Source organism: Lysinibacillus xylanilyticus (genome assembly GCF_001183605.1).
Taxonomy (GTDB): Bacteria; Bacillota; Bacilli; order Bacillales_A; family Planococcaceae; genus Lysinibacillus; species Lysinibacillus xylanilyticus.
On the sequence record NZ_LFXJ01000005.1, the window covers coordinates 1,230,745 to 1,249,454 of the forward strand.

Sequence of the window (18,710 nt, forward strand, 5' to 3'; positions counted from 1 at the left end):
TCCAAATCCAATGACAAGGAGGGTTAACCCGATGAGTGGGGCTGACCGGTAACTCAGAAGGACCATCAAAGCTGAATGAAGCTAAAGCACAATTGTCTTAAAAATTTAAGATCAATGCGGAAGCGAGGCAGTGTGTCATGGAGCACTATAAGTAAGTGAGAATCATGCCCGGGATATTTTCCCGGGTTTTTTATTTTTGTTTTTCGATACTGTAATCACCTCTTTAGTTTTTCTTTACGGTGATTTTTTTAATGACATGTTATAAAAAATAATAAACGGTCTATACTATTAAAGATTTCACTTCAAATCCAATGACAAGGAGGGTTAACCCGATGAGTGGGGCTGACCGGTAACTCAGAAGGACCATCAAAGCTGAATGAAGCTAAAGCACAGTTGTCTTAAAATTTAAGATCAATGCGGAAGCGAGGCAGTGTGTCATGGAGCACTATAAGTAAGTGAGAATCATGCCCGGGATATTATTCCCGGGTTTTTTATTTTTGCTTCGATACTGTAATCACCTCTTTAGTTTTTCTTAGCGGTGATTTTTTATGGATATTTATGTTAAAATTGTACTTTAACTAACGGAGCGGTATAGTTGAAGAAGGAACTTAACATTCAATCGAAAATCAAAAATTTCAAGATAGACAGGAGTTCGTTACGATGATAAAAGGTTTCGGAGGAATATTTTGGAGAACTAAAAATCTTGATGTAGTAAAAAAATGGTACAGTGAAGTTTTGAATATTGAAATGGAAAATTGGAATGGGGCTATGATTAAACCTCAATTAGGAAATGAGACGATCTTTTCTTTCTTTCCCGAAGATGACAGTTATTTTCCAACAGAACAACAAGTAATGTTAAATTTCCAAGTACATGACCTAAACGAGATGATTAAGCATCTTGAACATATTGGTGTACCCCTTGAAAAGAAACAAGAGATTAGTGAATATGGAAAGTTTATTTGGATTAAAGATCCTGAAGGTCGATTGATCGAGCTTTGGGAGAAATAGCAGATAGTAATACATTGCGAATATAAAGGAAGTGCCTAATTCTGTTGAATTAAGCACTCCCTTTTTCATTTTAAACTGTTTTCAAAAAAGATTGAAGAGCATCGAAGAAACGCTCTCCATATTTTTCGAATTTTACTTCACCAATCCCACTAACATGTCGTAAATCTTCAAGCTCATTCGGTTTTTTGTCACATAAATCACGTAATGTTTTATCAGAGAACACAACAAATGGTGGTACCTTTTCCTCGTCTGCAATCTCTTTACGTAATAATCGTAAGTGCTCAAATAACGGATCATTGTCTACAAGCTTACGCACAGTAACTGCTTCTTTTCGCATGACCTGCCGATTTCCAAGTAGAACTTCTTTGCCTTCCTCTGGTACATATACTGTCGGAAACGTGCCATGTTTAACGGCAAGTACGCCTTCAGAAATTAAAAACTCAATAAAGTTTGACACATCCTTTGAGGAATATTGGCCTTTTAAAATGCCATAGGTAGACAACCTTGCAAAGCCAAATTCAGTAACCTTTTGGTTTTTGGAGCCAATTAACACCTGGGCCACCATTGTCTTACCAAATTTTTGCCCCATCCTTACGACACAGGCTAATACCTTTTGTGCATCTACCGTCACATCTTTGACTTCCCGTCCATCATTACAGTTACTACAACGACTACAAGGCGCCCCTGCTTCCTCAGCAAAATACGTTAAGATAGCATTTTGTAAGCAGCCTTCAGTATGACAATAATCAACCATCGTTTGTAGCTTTCCTAATTCTTGAGCAATTCGTGTTTCATCCTGCGTTTGTTCAATTAAAAAGCGCTGTGTTTGAACATCACCTGATGCATAAAGCAAAATACAGGCACTTGGCAAGCCATCCCGTCCTGCACGTCCCGCTTCCTGATAATAGCTCTCCATATTGCGGGGCATTTGATAATGAATAACAAAGCGTACATTACTTTTATCAATACCCATCCCAAATGCATTGGTAGCTACCATAATGCGAGCCTCGTCTTTTAAAAAGCGCTCCTGCTCTGACATACGCATGTCCTCTGACAGTCCTGCATGGTATTTTGCAACAGCTTCGCCTGAGCGACTTAAAAGCTCATAGATTGCGTCTACAGCCTTTCGTGTAGCTGCATAAATAATGCCCGCTTCATTTTTATTTTTCATTAAATAGTTTTTAATGTAGCGCTCTTTGTTTTCACCGATTAACACAGAGAATGCTAAATTATCGCGCGAAAAACCGGTAATCACAGTTGATTGCTCATCAATATCTAATAATTGTCTAATATCATCACATACAGCTGGTGTAGCTGTTGCTGTAAGAGCTAAGACAGTTGGCTTTTGTGGCCACAATGTAAATAATTTTTGGATTGCTCGGTAACTTGGTCTAAAATCATGACCCCACTGGGATATACAGTGTGCTTCGTCCACAGCAAGCAAAGGTACAGATAAATTCGATAATACCTGTAAAAATGTTGCACTTTCCAATCGCTCTGGCGCTATATAAAGAAGCTTTAAATAACCTGCACTTGCTAGCTGAATCGTTTCATTCACTTCTTGCACGGTTAAGGTACTATTTATATACGCGGCTGGGATATTTGCAGCACGTAATGCTTCTACCTGATCTTGCATAAGAGAAATTAAAGGAGATATGACGACTGTAAGGCCATCTAGCATGAGTGCCGGAATTTGATAGCAAATTGATTTCCCTCCGCCAGTTGGCATCACACAAAGACTTGATTGACCTCGTAATGTTTGTTCAATAATTGGTGCTTGTCCATTGCGAAATGAATCATAGCCAAAATGATGTTGTAGCATTTGTCTTGCTTGCTCCATCCAACTTTTCACTCCTCAGTTGTTAGACGAATAAGTTTATACTCGCCTTGTTCATTTTTATTTATTTCATATACCATCATAGAGTTCGCAAGTGCCTCTTGACCAGCAGAATTTGTTAGTACATATTCTGATTTAGCACGAACAACAATATTTTGTCCTTTCATGCTGATGTTTTTAATTGAAGTATTGGTAAAATTAATTTTCGCTTGCTTAGAGGCATAGTATGCAACCATGTTATCCAATGTGTCTTGTAAATCGTCAGTACCTACGAAAGGTTTCATGACACTAACATCCTGAATCTCAACGGCTGCTTTTAAATACTTATGAAATGTATCTAAAAACAGCTTTATTTCATCGGCATTATAAGCAAAAACGTTCTTCCCATATTGATTAATAGCTTTCTGAACCGCTTCTTTATCGCCCTGTTCTATATATGGATATAAGTTTTGGGATTGCGTTAGTCGATCACTTGTCTTCATATTCCCTGAGATCTGTTCATCCAATAACTGTACAATATCTTTATATGGCAATATAAACGGCTGTGATACACCGTTTTGCTTGCGTTTTAAATAGATGCCCACAAGTTCACCATTCTCTGCTTCTAGAACCGGGCTCCCTATAAGTGTTTTTTCTTCTGCATCTATGTAATAGGCTGCTACGTTGTCACTATATTTTTTAATTATATACGGTAAACTATCGACATAAACAGCTAACTGATTTATTTCACCGTTATAGATGGTCGGCATATTAACCGATGCATTATATGCTACTTCCAAAATGGCTATATTAAAAGCTGTAGATATAAAGTGCACATCAGCTTCCATAAGTTTATCATTATTAAATTGTACGAGAGCAGCTGGCTTTGACGCTACGAGCGCACCATTTGTTAATATATAGAGCTTAGCATCTTCTTTTTTAATAATGACTCCTGCACCTATTCCATTCTCCCCAACTACCTTTACTTCCGGTACAATTTTTTCTTGCTGCTTCGTCACATTCTTTTCCGATTTTACATCGGTCTTTTTTGTATGAAACACCTCTGCCAATGTTTCATTTCCACAGCCCGTTAATAATAAAGCTGTTGCTCCAAGAATGAGCATCTTTTTCCGCATACGTTCACCAAAACTTTCTTTAAACATCTTTCTTCTATCAATTATACCTTTGCATATAATTGCGTCCAGAGGCTTTAACTTCTTTCAGTGGAAATTGTCAGCTCAAATGACACATGTAGCTGACGCTTTGCTTTCGCTACATAAAAAATTTGCTGAAAGAAGTTAAACATCTTTCTATTCTATCATAAACAAGGTTTTTATACGTTTCAAGTTTACATAATAATATTATTTACGTATATATATTATAAAAATACTGCTCTCACCTTTTATTCAATTAGTTATACCTATAAAAAACGACTCTTTTTTAACTTTGCTATGAAAAACGCCTTATGTTTAGCCCTTAAAATATTATTAATAAAAAAAGAAAAGCTTCCCTCTTTGATTAGTGCAACTTGTCATAAAGTGTTAATATTTAAAATCCAAGATGATGATAAGGAAAAGGAACATTCCTCATAAGTGGGAATGTTCCTTTTCTGCATAATGAATGACATCAGCCATAATGGCATACATCTCTTTTAATTTTAGTTTCTTGTTGTCAGAAATTCTTTTTCCTAATTTTTCGCTGATAATCCCTTTTTCAATCAATATATCCCAATTGTTTGCACTTGATTTGCCTACTAATACTTCCGTCAAGAATTCTGCAACTTCATCTCTCGTAATTTTGCTATTTTCTTCTTTAGCTACTTTATAGATAACGATATCCAGCTTGTCTCCTAGTTCTTTCATTTTCTCAGGACTAACACGTTGAATACCCTCTTTGAGCATCTTCGCAAACTTTATCTTTGTTGCAGAATCTTCTACATGTAAGTCATTCGAATAACCACCAACAACGAGTCCGTAATTGATTAATGTTTGAATAGATTTATCATACCATTCACCTTTATATGGATAATCCATCTTAAATGGATCTACTAATGCCCCTTGTTTTTTTAAATCTTCCCTTAACGTATTGATGAGTTTTTTATTCTTGCTCATTTCTCTAAAGGTTACGTCGTCTTTAATCGCTAAGGCTGCCGCCGCACCCGCTGCCTCTCCTGTCACCATACCTGTTGGAACGACACGTGCACTTCCCGCTGCGAGCGATGAATAGCCAGCAGAACGACCCACAACAAGCAAGCCATCTATTTCTTTAGGTACTAAAGAACGGAAAGGAATGGCATATTGATTTGGAGCAGAAATAACATATCCATAATCATGAGGTGTTTGCGCTTGTACATCAACTGGATACGCAGCCAAGCCAATACTATCCCAGTGATCACTATTTTTCCAAACATCGGACATCGGTAATTGATATTCTGCCCTTATATGTCTTGTTTCTCTGACATATAGTTCCTCAGGATAACTCACAACTTCTGCATTTTCAAAGCCAGGAAACTCTTCATGTAAATATTGTAAAATATGTTCTGTCTCTTTCTTTCCTTTTTCGATTGCTTCCTGTTTGGAAAGTTTATTCAAACCATCGATTCCAAAAATTTGTAAAGCATTAATATAATATTCATCATCTACTTTTGCTAAATTCAAGCCTCGCAATCTCGTACCTTCTTCTACTGGCTTATAGTCATCATGAAGCTTTGTAAACCCCCACATGACTGAATCATTTAGGTGAGCACCACCGAAAGTATTTGCGTTTGCTTCTTTCTTCACCTTATCCCAATCAACATTTTTCAAATGAATCATCAAGGTAACAGCCATTCTTTTATCCTTTATGCCAATATCTTCTCCACCCATGAAAAAAGGAACTTTTGACATCGCAGCAAAATTGGCATCCTGTGTAGCATCAATGAAAGCCTTGCCTTTCACAACATACGTACCATATTTATTTTTTAAATTCACTGACGTTAGCTGATTTTTGTCAAGATTGGCATTTATGACTTCTGTTTGTACAGAAAGCGTTAAATTTGGTTCGTCATCGACAAGCTTTTTAAAGGCAGCTTTAGCATCTAAAATTCCAAATGCATCTTTCCCTCTAACAAGATCGTGCCATTCTTTAAAAAGACCCATACTGACTGGTCGCTTAGCATCATTTCGAGGAATATCAAGGAAGTTTAGCATTCCATACGTAAATAGCCCTCCTAATTCCTCACGATTTTCTACTAGCAGTGTTTTTGCACCATTACGAGCTGATGATACTGCAGCAGCAACTCCTTCTGGTTCGCCACCAATGACAATCACATCATATTCTTCATTTATATTTTTATCAGGAATTGGCTTTTCATAGTTTTCCACAAGTTTTTTATGCACCATTTCATTTCTAATTTCTGTTATAAAATAATAACTTACTATCCCTAGTACAACTACTATTATTAAAATGGCTGACCTTATCAAGCCCTTACCCATAATATACCTCCTATAGATAAAATTTCCATTCGCATCTCTTCTTTTATAATCATGCTCATCTCTTAAAAGAGTTGACATGACATATGTATAAAGTTATTTACGGTTTTACATTTCAACGTGAGTTCGTAGCAAACCTAGAGGGTCGCTTCAGTCTAGGTATTCTTCAAAATAGCTTTTCATGCAGCAGGTGAAATTAAATCCTTCAAAAACGAACATAACCTAACGCGTTCAAAGGTTTTCATTTCCAATAACAAGTGATATCATTTGTGGACGATGTTGCATGAAAATATGATGAATATTAGTCTTCTACTGACAGTTACCTATACTGATATTCGTAGTAGTGAAGCGTTGGGGTTGGAATTGCAGAATATCAACTTTAAGAACTACCCAAATGCATTAAGAGCACAAGAAACGATAGATATGTAAGTATAACCCAAAACAAAAAAGACACATAATCATTCTAGTCGATAAAGTAGCAATGAAGCAACTAGAACCTATAAAATTATTGTAGGTCTTTATGATTGTTTTATTATAATGAAAAATTAACTACATATAAAAACAAGTATACCTTTCAAGAAAAAAGTAAAGATTTCTTTACTAAAATTAATGCTGGCCATATAAAACAAGGTGAAATCGGCTTTCTTCATGCCTAATAGCTCTATCTAAAAAAAGACATGCACGTACACTTGCGCATGTCTCAACATTATTTTTTCTTTAGCATAATTGTAGTAGCTATAATACCCATCATTAATATTAAAAAAATCATATAGGTAAATGTATGGTTTCCAGTCACATCGTAGCAGTAGCCGATAAGTATAGGGATAATGGAGCTTATCATAAAGCCACCTGAAAGCACCATAGATGACCAGCTATTTGCCTCCTCGTCATTTCTTGCCTCATCCAATGGTAACAATAAACCAATAATAAGCCGCTTAATACGATACCTATTATTAATACAGCAATCCACAACAAAGATCCCGAGCCTAACCATAGCAACACGAAGCCAACCATACCTAAGACCCCTAAAGAAAAGAGCCAACCAATTCGACTCGACCATTTTTCCATTAGTATAGGGACCAAAATATTTCCAATCATTTGTATAATAGACAAAAATGTTAGCATAGAGCTTGCAGCGACAAGGGAAAAGCCTTTCGCCTGTAATATCGGTGCTAGCCAGGACATTATCGAGAAGAACAAAGATGTCTGTATGCCAAAGTAAATTAAGATTGTCCAAGCACGGACATTTTTCCAAGGATTTCGTGCTGCATTTTTTGTTAATACACTTGTCTCTGACAGCTCTTGATTTTGTATTGCTAGTACCCATATACAAAGAGCAATAATAGCAAGTATTGCCCAACTGCCAAGCGCAATCGTCCAACTCTCATGAAAATGACTATAAAATGGTAATGTTAGTGCTGCACTCAATGTTGCCCCTGTTCCTATTCCAAATGAATAAATACCTACCACCGTAGTAAAACGGTTCGGGAATTTTTTCTTTATATAGGCATTTAATATGGGTCCAATAAGTGCAATAGCAAATCCTGCAACAAAGCTTGTGACTACAAGTAATACATAACTTTCTTTTAAAAAGCGTAGCCCATTTGCTAAAACCAGGATAATTATTAAAAGCGTAATAGCTGTTTTTGTTCCGAGTTTTCTTTGTAATGGTACCGCGAATGGTGCAAAGAGTCCCATACAAAACACCGGAATAGATGTCAAAAAGCTCATTTTTGTATTTGATATATGAAGTGATTCCAAAAGTATATTAAATAGTGGCCCTATTCCAGTGACTACTGGTCGCAAATTGAGCGCAACGAAGAAAATACTAACAACCACAAGTACCATGGAAACACTCCATTGCTTTTTCTCCATACTTTCTAAAAACCTTCTCTCTATTAATACGGTTAAAAATTCAACCGAAATCTAACATTATTGTCAGACTTCCGAATTCTTACTATTTCCTTTTACCATTTTTTCTAGTATCGGTCAATTTCAAAGCAATTAATGAATTGTCCTTACATTTTTTTAGGCGCTGCAATTCCTAATAATGATAACGATTCTTTTAAAACAACAGCTACACAATGACAAAAAGCTAATCTTGATGTTCTTTGGCTGTCATCGACCAATACTTTATTTTGCGCATAATATTTATTAAATTGACGCGCTAATTGTAAAGCATATTTAGCAATTTGCGATGGGTCTGCTTGCTCAAAAGCGTTGGCAATTACTTTCGGAAACTGCTCCAGCAATAAAATAACTGGCCATGCTTGCTCCCCTAATGCTTCGAACAATACTTCATAACTATGTTCATTTGATTTCTCCAAAAGAGATGAAATACGTGCATACGTATATTGAATATATGGCCCTGTCTCACCTTCGAAATTCATCATGTGCTCAATGGAAAACTCAATATCATGAAGACGATCATTTTTTAAATCATTAAAAATAACCGCTCCTACACCAACCTGATACGCAACGTTCTCTTTATCCACTAGATTAGGATTTTTCTCTTCGATATTTCGCTTCGCCGTAGCAATCGCTTCTTTTAACACATCTGCTAATAAAACGATCTTTCCTTTACGCGTCGACATTTTTTTACCCTCTTTTAGGATCATACCAAAAGGCACATGCTGTAAATCTTTTGCCCAATCGTACCCCATCTTCTCAATGACCTTAAATAGTTGATTAAAGTGAAGAGATTGTTCATTCCCTACAACATAAAATATTTTTTCAGGATCATATTGTTGTTTACGATAAAAAGCAGCGGCTAAATCACGTGTAGCATAAAGCGTAGCACCGTCTGTTTTAGTAATTAAGCATGGAGGCATATTGGCTATTTCAACAACATAAGCACCATCCGATTGCACAAGCAGCCCTTTTTCTTCCAACTCCTTAACAACAGCAGGCATTTTGTCATTGTAGTACGATTCCCCAGCGAATGAATCAAAATTTATCCCAAGCAGTTGATAAATAGTCTTGAATTCTTCTAGTGATGCATCTCTAAACCATTGCCAAAGCGCTAACGCCTCTTCATCCCCATCTTCTAATGCTTTAAACGCGGTACGTGCCTGTTCGTTGAGTGAATCATCTAGTTCCGCTCCTTCATGAAACTTTACATAAATTTTTAACAATTCCTCTATTGGGGCGGCTTCAATAGTTTTTTGATCTCCCCATTTTCGATAAGCAACGATTAGCTTACCAAACTGTGTTCCCCAATCACCTAAATGATTAATGCGGATTGCTTGATAGCCGTTTTTCTCGGCAATGTAGGCCAAAGCATTACCGATCACTGTAGAACGTAGATGGCCCATGGAAAAAGGCTTCGCTATATTAGGTGAAGAAAAATCCAACACTACATTCCCCTTCGATTCCTGCTGAGTCCCGTATAAATTTTTTTCTTTTACTATTTGGCTAAGCACTTGATGCGTAATCGTTGGCTGATGGTAAAATATATTGACATATCCACCTACTACTTGAACCTCTTGTATTAAGTCACAGCTTAAATTGTTTTTTATGTCGGATGCGATACTGTTAGGAGATTTTCTTAATTTCTTTGCTAAAGTAAAGCACGGAAATGCCAAGTCCCCTAGGTCTAAATTTTTCGGTTTTTCTAGTAAATTTTGAATGTCATTGACAGACAGCTCGTTATTTAATGCCACAGCGATGCTTTTCGCGATTTGTGTATTCATGTTCGTTCTCCTCTCAATTTAAAATCAATTTCGCCTTGGCGTAATTGTAGCTGACGCTTTGCTTTCGCTACAGATAAACAATGCGTCCGGATTTTGAATTGTGCCAGCACAATTCATTCCCTTGAAAATCCGTGACATCCGCCGGAGGCTTTTTCTTCATTCAGAAGGTGTTTGTACATTCACAAAAAAGGGACCACCTCTCCTTTTCATCTCGTACCAATAGAGGTAAGAGATTTCTACTGAATTAAGATAAAAAAAAGCCCCCGTCTCTAAATATAGAGACGAGAGCATAGTTATCCCGTGGTACCACTCTAGTTGCCATAATAATATGACCACTTTCCATTGTTAACGAGGTGACTCCCCGATATTCTCTACTACTAATTCGAGAACCTTCTCCAAAGTGCGTTTCATTTATGGCTTCTGCATTAGGCTCACACCATCCCTAATTCGCTTTCCAGTAACACCATAAACTACTCTCTTTTTCATCAAATTTAACTTATTTCAGCGGGCGTCCAAACATCCGCTGAAATAAGTTAAAGCCTCCGGCGGATGTCACGGAAATCGGAAAGGAGTTAATAAAGGATGTTAGCCTAAAATCATCGCATCCATGCGATAACGGCTAACTGACCTGCATCACGCAGGCCTAAGCACAAAGCCGATTCCGGACGCAATTATGCCGAGGCATAATTGATCTGTAATTTCAAAATATTCTACACGAGCCGCCATTTAAAGTCAACAGTCTTTTCTAAATTATTAAAAAATTAGTTTTACATTAAAAATGTCCCGCTGAATAATTAACAATAACACTTTTTTCTGCCTGCCAGACCGTTCTCACCTTATTTTTCTTGAAGTCATAATATGAGAGGACGCTCTCTTTAGGTATTTCTAAAATACTATAACGTTTACTTTCATCGATTATACTAGATAAAAAGTAAAATCCATTTTTGTTTTCAACAAATTTAACAGAACGAATTTTTGAATAAATACCACTACTATCTAGTAGAGGCTTCACGGTGTTTGATTGGATATCTATTTCTACAACATGCGAAATAGAGCTGTCTACAGCTTCATCATAGCTGATTATTATTGAGTTCGCACCTGGTGCCAATGATGCGCCACTAATAAATCTCTCAACATCGGCTATATGTTTTATTTTTTGACCTTCAATATTATAAATATCCAAACTGTTTTTGATCGGTTGTAATTTCGTTTGATTTTTATTAGCCTCGGTAATTTTCTTCTGATCTTCGTTCGCGGAAAAAGTAACTACAATTAATTGATTATTATTCGGGTTATAATTAAAATCTAAAACACTTCTATCCTTGTTTTCTTCGTCCCATATTTGTATTTTCTTTGTTTGAAGATTATACGTAGCTATATGAAAATTTCTAAATTCATCTCTTAATAGCACTCTCATCAAAATAATTTTTTGCTCCTTGTCTATTTGGATAAAATCAACGTTATTAAATACAGTGGTTAATTGTTTTATTTGATTCGTGATTAAGTCATTTTCAAATAATTGTATAGTATGATCTTTTATGCCATCAGCAAAGTACAATTTATTATTAAGTTCAGAATATGCGAAAGCAGTATAATCCGCCGTTTCTTTACTTAATAATAATTTACTTTTATTCTGAATCTGGTCAAATTGATAGAAGTTAAACTTCAAACTTTTAGGGTCAAACACATTGATATAAAGCTTAGATTCAGAGGAGTTATGATCATCAATTGAAAATATTTTTTTACTAAAGACAATGCAAATTATTACGATGATTATCAAAATAAATAAAAATCTTTTCAAAATCCGCTCCCTTTCTACTATAAAGTTTTGCCATTTTCACCCTACTATTTAAAGTACCCCTCACGCGTACCTTCTAGAACTCTTCCTAAAGGTTATTTAGCAAAGGAGGTCTCACAACACATATTCCACGGTTTTCACTTCACATAAAAAGAAAACTATAAAAAAGTAACCCTGATATAAATGAGAATATTCGCATCAATTTTAACCTAACCTACTCTTTAAATAAGAAAGTAAAGCTCTCCTAAGTACCAAAACGGTTGTAAACCTCTTGAAGAATAGAAATAAATTTTGCTCAGCAATGTACTAATGGTTGTACCTATTCCACTTCCTTCAGCTGTTGCAAACTAGACTAATGCAGTTGGAGCAGACACGACTAACCAAATTACTGTAATCAGAATCTGTATCTTTATTCAGAAATTTTCTACAAGGAACTCAGGTTCAAACAATAATTTAAATAACGCAAACGTTGATTTAATAATGTTTATAGACTATGGTACATATTTCATGATATACTAATGCCATTGTGAAAAAAGGAGGAACTTGCATGATTCAAGTAAGTAATGTAGGTCTTCGCTATGGCGATCGTAAACTATTTGAAGACGTAAATATAAAATTCACACCGGGGAATTGCTACGGTTTAATCGGAGCAAATGGTGCTGGTAAATCAACATTTTTAAAAATTCTTTCTGGTGAAATTGAAGCGCAAGAAGGACACGTATCAATGGGTAAGGACGAACGTTTATCAGTCCTTAAACAAAACCACTTTGAATACGATGAATACAATGTATTAGATACAGTTGTTATGGGGAACAAACGTCTTTGGGAAGTAAAAGCTGAAAAAGACGCTATCTACGCAAAAGAAGACTTTTCTGATGAGGATGGCATGCGTGCTGCTGAATTAGAGGGTGAATTCGCTGACCTAAATGGTTGGGAAGCTGACTCAGAAGCAGCAACATTATTAAACGGGTTAGGGATTGGCGACGAGCTTCACTATATGCTAATGGCTGACCTTGAAGGTTCTGACAAAGTCAAAATATTATTAGCACAAGCTCTATTTGGCAAACCAGACGTTCTATTACTAGATGAGCCTACCAACCACCTTGACTTAAAAGCAATCCAATGGTTAGAAGAATTCTTAATTAACTTTGAAAATACGGTTATTGTCGTATCCCATGACCGCCACTTCTTAAATAAAGTGTGTACGCATATCGCGGATTTAGACTTCTCTAAAATCCAATTATATGTTGGTAACTATGACTTCTGGTATGAGTCTAGCCAATTAGCACAAAAAATGATGGCAGACCAAAACAAGAAGAAAGAAGAAAAGATTAAAGAGCTACAAGCATTCGTTGCTCGTTTCTCCGCGAACGCTTCGAAATCAAGCCAAGCGACTTCTCGTAAGAAAATGTTGGATAAAATCGAACTTGACGACATTAAACCTTCTAGCCGAAAATATCCATTCATCAACTTCCAAACTGGACGTGAAATCGGTAATGATGTGTTAACAGTGGAAGGCCTTACAGCAAGCAATGAAGGCGAATCATTATTTAAAGATATTCGCTTTTCAATGAACAAAGAAGATAAAATTATTTTACTTGGTAATCCAATGGCCAAAACGGCTCTTCTTGATATTTTAATGGATGAAAGAAAAGCAGATGCTGGTACGTTCAAATGGGGCGTAACAACTTCTCAAAGTTACTTTGAAAATGATCACGATAAATACTTCGAAGGCTCAGAGAAATCATTAGTGGAATGGTTACGCCAATATTCTCCTGATGATGAAACAGAAAGCTTCTTACGTGGCTTCTTAGGTCGTATGTTATTCTCTGGTGAGGAAGTAAAAAAATCACCTTCTGTACTTTCAGGTGGAGAAAAAGTACGTTGTATGTTATCTAAAATGATGCTTGCTACAGCAAACGTTGTTTTACTAGATGAACCAACGAACCACCTTGACCTTGAATCTATTCAAGCACTAAATGAAGGACTTATGCGCTTCAAAGGTGCTATGCTCTTCACATCTCATGACCATCAGTTCATCCAAACAATTGCGAACCGTGTTATCGAAATCCGTGAAGACGGCACAATTTTAGATAAACTATTAACTTATGATGAATTCCTAGAGTGGAAAGATAGCCAAGGCTTAAACTAATTAACAAAACAGGGTTCTCCTATTCAAAAAGGAGAACCCTGTTATTTTATACATATCTTTACTTACAAAAAAATGGTGGTAGCTATTTCAAATACACTTCATTTTTGTAAATAAATTATTACTTTGTCGAGGTTGTCATTGCTACTTCCACTTGAGCATCTGACATGCTTTCATTTTCTTGTACTTTCTCGACAGCTTCTTCATATTGACTGATCATCCGTGTATCTGGTGCAAATACTGCAAGTAGCAGTGATAACAATAGCCCCGCGATCATTAATCCACCGAACAAATATGGTGATGCCCCATACTCTGTAGCTAAAGATGTCCATAGCATTGGTCCAAAACCGACGATTGCCGCAGCGACTTGATAGCCAAAGGATAGTCCTGTGTATCGAACATTCGCAGGGAATAATTCAGAGAAAAACGTACCTTGAGTCGAGAAAATGGCTGCCCATACGACACCAAGTAAAATGATTTGCAACATAAAGAAATAGGTTGAATTGATTGGAATCATTACGAAATATGGAATCGCTAGCAGTAACATTGTGATAAGTCCACCAATATAAATTTTCTTTCGACCTATAAAATCTGAAAAATACCCAACAAGTGGAATTGTGACAATCATTGTTGCACAGCTTAACGTTAGAGCAAATAACGCGACATCTCTTGTATAGCCTATATACGTAGTTGCGTACACCAAAATAAACGACATTAAAAACACATTAAAGAATCCATCCCCTATTTTTAATCCAATAATGCGGAAAATATCTTTTCTGTTATATTTAAAGACTTGAACAATTGGTAATTTGGCTAATTCACCATTGTCTTTTTTACGCTTAAATTCAGGTGTTTCTTCAATCCCACTTCGAATCCAAATAGCTAATACTATTAAAACTGCGCTAAAAAGAAATGGTAAACGCCAACCCCAGGCCATAAATTGTGCTTCAGTCGTTAATGAAGAAATAAGCGTAAAACTAAATGTACCTAAAACTAAGCCGATCGGTACACCAAGCTGTGGAATAGAACCAAAAAAGCCACGCACACCTTTTGTAGCCGATTCAGTAGCTAATAACACGGCACCTCCCCATTCACCACCAAGTGCAATCCCTTGAATCAGTCGTAAAATTACTAAAAGCGTTGGTGCGAGTAACCCCACTTGTGCATAGGTAGGTAATAAACCAATCAGAAAAGAACTACCGCCCATTCCTATTAAAGTAAGCATTAGCGAGGCTTTTCTTCCGATTCGATCCCCCATATGTCCAAAAATCAAACTTCCAATTGGACGAGCTGCATATCCAGCTCCAAACGTAGCAAATGCAATTAAAATCGAAATTGCTGGGTTAGTCGAAGGGAAAAAAAGTGTTGTAAAAACTAATCCCGTTGCAGTACCATACAAATAAAAGTCGTACCATTCAATGATTGAACCTGCTAAACTTGCTAATAATATCTTCACATTTTTCATCTAATCCCTTCCCTCTACATTCAATTTTTTATATTCATTCTCATTAACTTAAAATAGCGTTACGTAAAACATGCTTTTGAATTTTTCCGACAGGTGTCCGAGGGAAATCAGCCACGAATTCAATACTATCTGGTACTTTAAATTTTGCGAGACGTTCCCGACAATGAGCAATCAATGCCTCTTCACTTATAGTAGCGCCAGTTTGCAATATGATATAAGCTTTAATAGCTTCGTCACGCATTTCATCTGGTACTCCGATGACCGCTGCTTCAAATACTGATGGATGCTCTGTTAATACACTCTCTACTTCGTTCGCTGCCACATTTTCACCTGAACGTTTAATCATGTCCTTTATCCGATCAACGAAATAAAAATAACCATCTTTATCTATTCTTGCGTTATCCCCAGTTAGTAACCAGTTATCTATAACAGTGTCATTTGTCGCTTGCTCGTTTTTAAAGTAGCCTTTCATTAGGGTTCTCCCTGGTTCGCCTTTAACGGCAATTTGTCCAATTTCCCCTTGATTTACGGGGTTCCCATGTTCATCTACAAGTTGAACCTCATAACCAATGCTTGGTCTACCAATACTCATATTTTTCCGTATTCCAAATAGAGGATTTATCAAGGGAATCCCAACTGTTTCGGTCAATCCGTATAGTTGCAATAACTTAACATCAAATTGCTCCTCAAACTGTACTAATTGATGTTCTGCAACTGTCTGTGCGAAAAGGATGAGTCGTAAAGGATTATCCTTGGCCTCCTTTTCATAATCTTTCGCTAATATCATACGAATAGGTGCGGCGAATAAAGAACCAACTGTTCCGCCTAACGCCTTTGCTTGTTTAAAATAACGTGAAGCACTAAATTTCTCTGTAACTGCAATGCTTGCCCCTACCATGATGGCTGACATTGTTGAGTAATATTGCGCATTTCCATGGAAAAGCGGTAAGACAATAAATGTTCGATCTTCAGGTGTTAAAGCTATTGAACGAGCCATTAACTCACCAGTGTAAATATAATTGGCATGTGTCACTTGAACGCCTTTAGGTCTTGATGTTGTGCCAGAAGTATAAAGCAATGCCACAATATCTTCTGACGAAACTATTGGGAAGTGTACATTATTATCGCTTTCATTTTTTATGAGCTCAGAAAAATATAAGACACCTTCATAGCTATTTTGTTGTCTCGTAACAATAATATTTTGTAAAGTCGGTGTTTTAGATTTAATACTGACAAACTTTTCGATATAGTCCTCTTCAGTAATAATAAGGACAGCTTCGGCATGAGAAATAATATATTCCATTTCATCTGCTGGTGATAAAACGTTAGTTGGCACCATAATGCCCCCAATTTCAGCTAAAGCAAACCATGCTGTGAAAAATTCCATATTGTTTGGTAAATGTAACACAACATGATCCCCTTTTTTGATGCCAAGCTTAAGAAGTGCATTACTGAAGCGCATAATCTCTTGATAAAAATCCCCATAGTTTTTTTCGAAATAGTTTCCATTACTATCCTCAAATCGAATAAAACTTTTCTCAGGCTGTTGCTCTATTCTCTCCCTTAAAACAGAGCGTAATGTTCTATTCCCAATTAAATCCATGATATCCCCCCCACTTATAATAGTTTCATAGACTATAGTCTGTATATTAATCGGCGAGACAATTATTTGTCAACGTTTTTTCTAATAATTCAGAAAATAACTTAAATACATAATCGAGTATTATGCTAAAGTTAAGTAGAATATCTTGTGGAAATTAGGTGATGCAGAGAATGAAAAAGACACGAAAAGAGCAGGCTCAAGAAACGAAAAAACATATCTATTTAACAGCACTTAAATTGTTCGAAACGAAAGGCTTTGATCAAGTCTCGGTTGATGAAATTGTGCAAAAAAGCAAAAGCTCAAAAGGAGCTTTTTATGGTCATTTTTCGTCTAAGTACGATATTTTCCTAGAAAAATTTAAAGAAATTGATCATTTTTACGAGGAATTTACAACTACACTGCCCACAAATATTAGTTTCAAGGAAAAGGTTATCTCATTAATTGATGCACAAATGAAATATTTAAAAGATGATTTAGGAATGGATTTAATGCGTTCTGTTTACAAGAGTGGCTTAATTGAAAACGAAGAAAATTTCTTTACCAATTTTGAACGCGAATTGTATAAAATTCTGCATTCATTTATACAAAAAGCTATTAAAGATGGCGAATTAACTGTACAAATAAATGTTCAACAAACTGTTATTTACATTAGTCGTTGTATGCGAGGTTCATTATATGACTGGTTAGTCTTCGGAAAAGATTTTGATTTATTACAAGAAAGCAAAGGCTTTATTGAAATATTTTTAGATGGTTTATTAACTAAGGAAAATCAAATTAAAAATAAGTAGCCTATAAAAAACTACCTATTCTACTGCAAACCCAAAATAGGCATTTCCTCAAATTAGATTTGCCTATTTTCTCGTAATATTTAATTGTTCTTCATTCTCACAAAAACCTTATTATAGAAAAAAGACAGATACATTGAGTATCTGCCTTTGTCATTTACTTTTGCATTTCCTTCGTTGGTCCCAATACACCTGGTACTGGTAAGCCCGCTTGACGTAGAAGCACCGTTATTTGTCCACGGTGGTGTGTTTGATGATCGACCATTACACGTAATAATGCACCTCTAGCTATTGGTCCAGTGAAGCCTTTTACTTCCTCCAGCAAGTCTTCATTTGATAGCTTTGCCGCTTCCTCTTTTACACTATTTGCTACATTTTCATAAGCAGCTACGATTTCAGCAGCTGTAGATGGAATTGGATCTTCTTGTCGAGTCATTGGCACCTTTAAACCTGCCAAGAAACTGAAATAACCAGTAGCACCTACTAAATGCCAACCTAACCAACCTAGTGTGCTATGACCTTCCACGATGCTTTGCTCTAGCTTGTCATCTGTTAAAGCCTTTAATACTTGAATAGTACCTTGTGCTGATGCTGACCATTCATTTAAAAAGTCATCTACTTGTCGATACATAAAAAAGCCCCCCCATTTTCGTAAATTCATTTCTATCTTATTAAATTCTAAACTCTCTTACAAGTTTCAAGCTCATGTTTACATAATATTATTATAAATTAATCTGTTATAACTATTCATTTCAGTTACTTTTTACTTCTCTTTCATCAAAACAAGTATACGAATCTTTAAATTGTAAAATCATGTATAATAGTTTTATCTTATAATCAATTATGCCTTGGCTTAATTGTGTCCAAAGGCTTTAGGCCAAGGATAAATCATGACGATGCGTTCTTAGATTGAGTTTCTCTATT

General features: G+C 36.1%; 12 protein-coding genes and 1 other annotated feature. Of the genes, 3 read left to right on the forward strand and 9 right to left on the reverse strand.

Going from position 1 to position 18,710, the window contains the following annotated elements:
• The first annotated feature begins 660 nt into the window (after nucleotides 1-660).
• Nucleotides 661-1,008: a VOC family protein gene (locus tag ACZ11_RS08795; protein WP_049665372.1), complete on the forward strand. Its 348-nt coding sequence runs from the start codon at nucleotides 661-663 to the stop codon at nucleotides 1,006-1,008.
• A 70-nt stretch (nucleotides 1,009-1,078) separates the two neighbouring features.
• Here ACZ11_RS08795 and recQ read toward each other — a convergent pair whose 3' ends face one another.
• From recQ to ACZ11_RS08825, 6 genes are all read right to left on the reverse strand, one after another.
• Entirely contained in the window at nucleotides 1,079-2,848 is a 1,770-nt protein-coding gene (gene recQ, locus ACZ11_RS08800; protein ID WP_049665374.1) for a DNA helicase RecQ, read from the reverse strand.
• A gap of 8 nt (nucleotides 2,849-2,856) precedes the next feature.
• On the reverse strand, nucleotides 2,857-3,987 hold the full coding sequence (locus ACZ11_RS08805) for a TcaA NTF2-like domain-containing protein (protein ID WP_236690814.1): 1,131 nt from the start codon (nucleotides 3,985-3,987) through the stop codon (nucleotides 2,857-2,859).
• A 423-nt stretch (nucleotides 3,988-4,410) separates the two neighbouring features.
• A complete protein-coding gene (locus tag ACZ11_RS08810) occupies nucleotides 4,411-6,297 on the reverse strand; it encodes an FAD-dependent oxidoreductase (protein WP_049665376.1) in 1,887 nt (628 codons plus the stop codon).
• An 834-nt stretch (nucleotides 6,298-7,131) separates the two neighbouring features.
• The gene (locus ACZ11_RS08815; RefSeq protein ID WP_236690815.1) at nucleotides 7,132-8,169 is read right to left on the reverse strand and encodes an MFS transporter; all 1,038 of its coding nucleotides are present in this window, start codon (nucleotides 8,167-8,169) and stop codon (nucleotides 7,132-7,134) included.
• Between the two features lie 143 nt (nucleotides 8,170-8,312).
• A complete protein-coding gene (gene argS / locus ACZ11_RS08820) occupies nucleotides 8,313-9,986 on the reverse strand; it encodes an arginine--tRNA ligase (RefSeq protein WP_049665378.1) in 1,674 nt (557 codons plus the stop codon).
• Nucleotides 9,987-10,260: 274 nt separating this feature from the next.
• Nucleotides 10,261-10,481: a binding site (T-box leader), on the reverse strand.
• Nucleotides 10,482-10,758: 277 nt separating this feature from the next.
• Nucleotides 10,759-11,787: a hypothetical protein gene (locus ACZ11_RS08825; RefSeq protein WP_049665380.1), complete on the reverse strand. Its 1,029-nt coding sequence runs from the start codon at nucleotides 11,785-11,787 to the stop codon at nucleotides 10,759-10,761.
• 544 nt (nucleotides 11,788-12,331) lie between these two features.
• On the opposite strand from ACZ11_RS08825, the gene ACZ11_RS08830 reads away from it, so the two are divergent.
• The gene (locus ACZ11_RS08830) at nucleotides 12,332-13,936 is read left to right on the forward strand and encodes an ABC-F family ATP-binding cassette domain-containing protein (protein WP_049665381.1); all 1,605 of its coding nucleotides are present in this window, start codon (nucleotides 12,332-12,334) and stop codon (nucleotides 13,934-13,936) included.
• A gap of 118 nt (nucleotides 13,937-14,054) precedes the next feature.
• Here the strand turns inward: ACZ11_RS08830 and ACZ11_RS08835 are convergent, their stop codons facing one another.
• Both ACZ11_RS08835 and ACZ11_RS08840 read right to left on the reverse strand, forming a co-directional pair.
• Nucleotides 14,055-15,398, reverse strand: a complete 1,344-nt coding sequence (locus ACZ11_RS08835) for an MFS transporter (RefSeq protein WP_049665383.1) — start codon at nucleotides 15,396-15,398, stop codon at nucleotides 14,055-14,057.
• Nucleotides 15,399-15,441: 43 nt separating this feature from the next.
• Entirely contained in the window at nucleotides 15,442-17,001 is a 1,560-nt protein-coding gene (locus tag ACZ11_RS08840) for an AMP-binding protein (protein WP_049665384.1), read from the reverse strand.
• 170 nt (nucleotides 17,002-17,171) lie between these two features.
• Between ACZ11_RS08840 and ACZ11_RS08845 the strand changes: the two genes are divergently transcribed.
• Entirely contained in the window at nucleotides 17,172-17,789 is a 618-nt protein-coding gene (locus tag ACZ11_RS08845; protein ID WP_134008412.1) for a TetR/AcrR family transcriptional regulator, read from the forward strand.
• A gap of 154 nt (nucleotides 17,790-17,943) precedes the next feature.
• Here the strand turns inward: ACZ11_RS08845 and ACZ11_RS08850 are convergent, their stop codons facing one another.
• Complete coding sequence (locus ACZ11_RS08850; RefSeq protein WP_049665387.1) at nucleotides 17,944-18,417, reverse strand: DinB family protein; 474 nt, start codon at nucleotides 18,415-18,417, stop codon at nucleotides 17,944-17,946.
• Between the last annotated feature and the right edge of the window lie 293 nt (nucleotides 18,418-18,710).

Coding starts and splice junctions, on each gene's coding strand:
- ACZ11_RS08795 (WP_049665372.1), top strand. CDS start 661: ATGATAAAAGGTTTCGGAGGAATATTTTGGAGAACTAAAAATCTTGAT.
- recQ (WP_049665374.1), bottom strand. CDS start 2,848: ATGGAGCAAGCAAGACAAATGCTACAACATCATTTTGGCTATGATTCA.
- ACZ11_RS08805 (WP_236690814.1), bottom strand. CDS start 3,987: ATGTTTAAAGAAAGTTTTGGTGAACGTATGCGGAAAAAGATGCTCATT.
- ACZ11_RS08810 (WP_049665376.1), bottom strand. CDS start 6,297: ATGGGTAAGGGCTTGATAAGGTCAGCCATTTTAATAATAGTAGTTGTA.
- ACZ11_RS08815 (WP_236690815.1), bottom strand. CDS start 8,169: ATGGAGAAAAAGCAATGGAGTGTTTCCATGGTACTTGTGGTTGTTAGT.
- argS (WP_049665378.1), bottom strand. CDS start 9,986: ATGAATACACAAATCGCGAAAAGCATCGCTGTGGCATTAAATAACGAG.
- ACZ11_RS08830 (WP_049665381.1), top strand. CDS start 12,332: ATGATTCAAGTAAGTAATGTAGGTCTTCGCTATGGCGATCGTAAACTA.
- ACZ11_RS08835 (WP_049665383.1), bottom strand. CDS start 15,398: ATGAAAAATGTGAAGATATTATTAGCAAGTTTAGCAGGTTCAATCATT.
- ACZ11_RS08840 (WP_049665384.1), bottom strand. CDS start 17,001: ATGGATTTAATTGGGAATAGAACATTACGCTCTGTTTTAAGGGAGAGA.
- ACZ11_RS08845 (WP_134008412.1), top strand. CDS start 17,172: ATGAAAAAGACACGAAAAGAGCAGGCTCAAGAAACGAAAAAACATATC.
- ACZ11_RS08850 (WP_049665387.1), bottom strand. CDS start 18,417: ATGTATCGACAAGTAGATGACTTTTTAAATGAATGGTCAGCATCAGCA.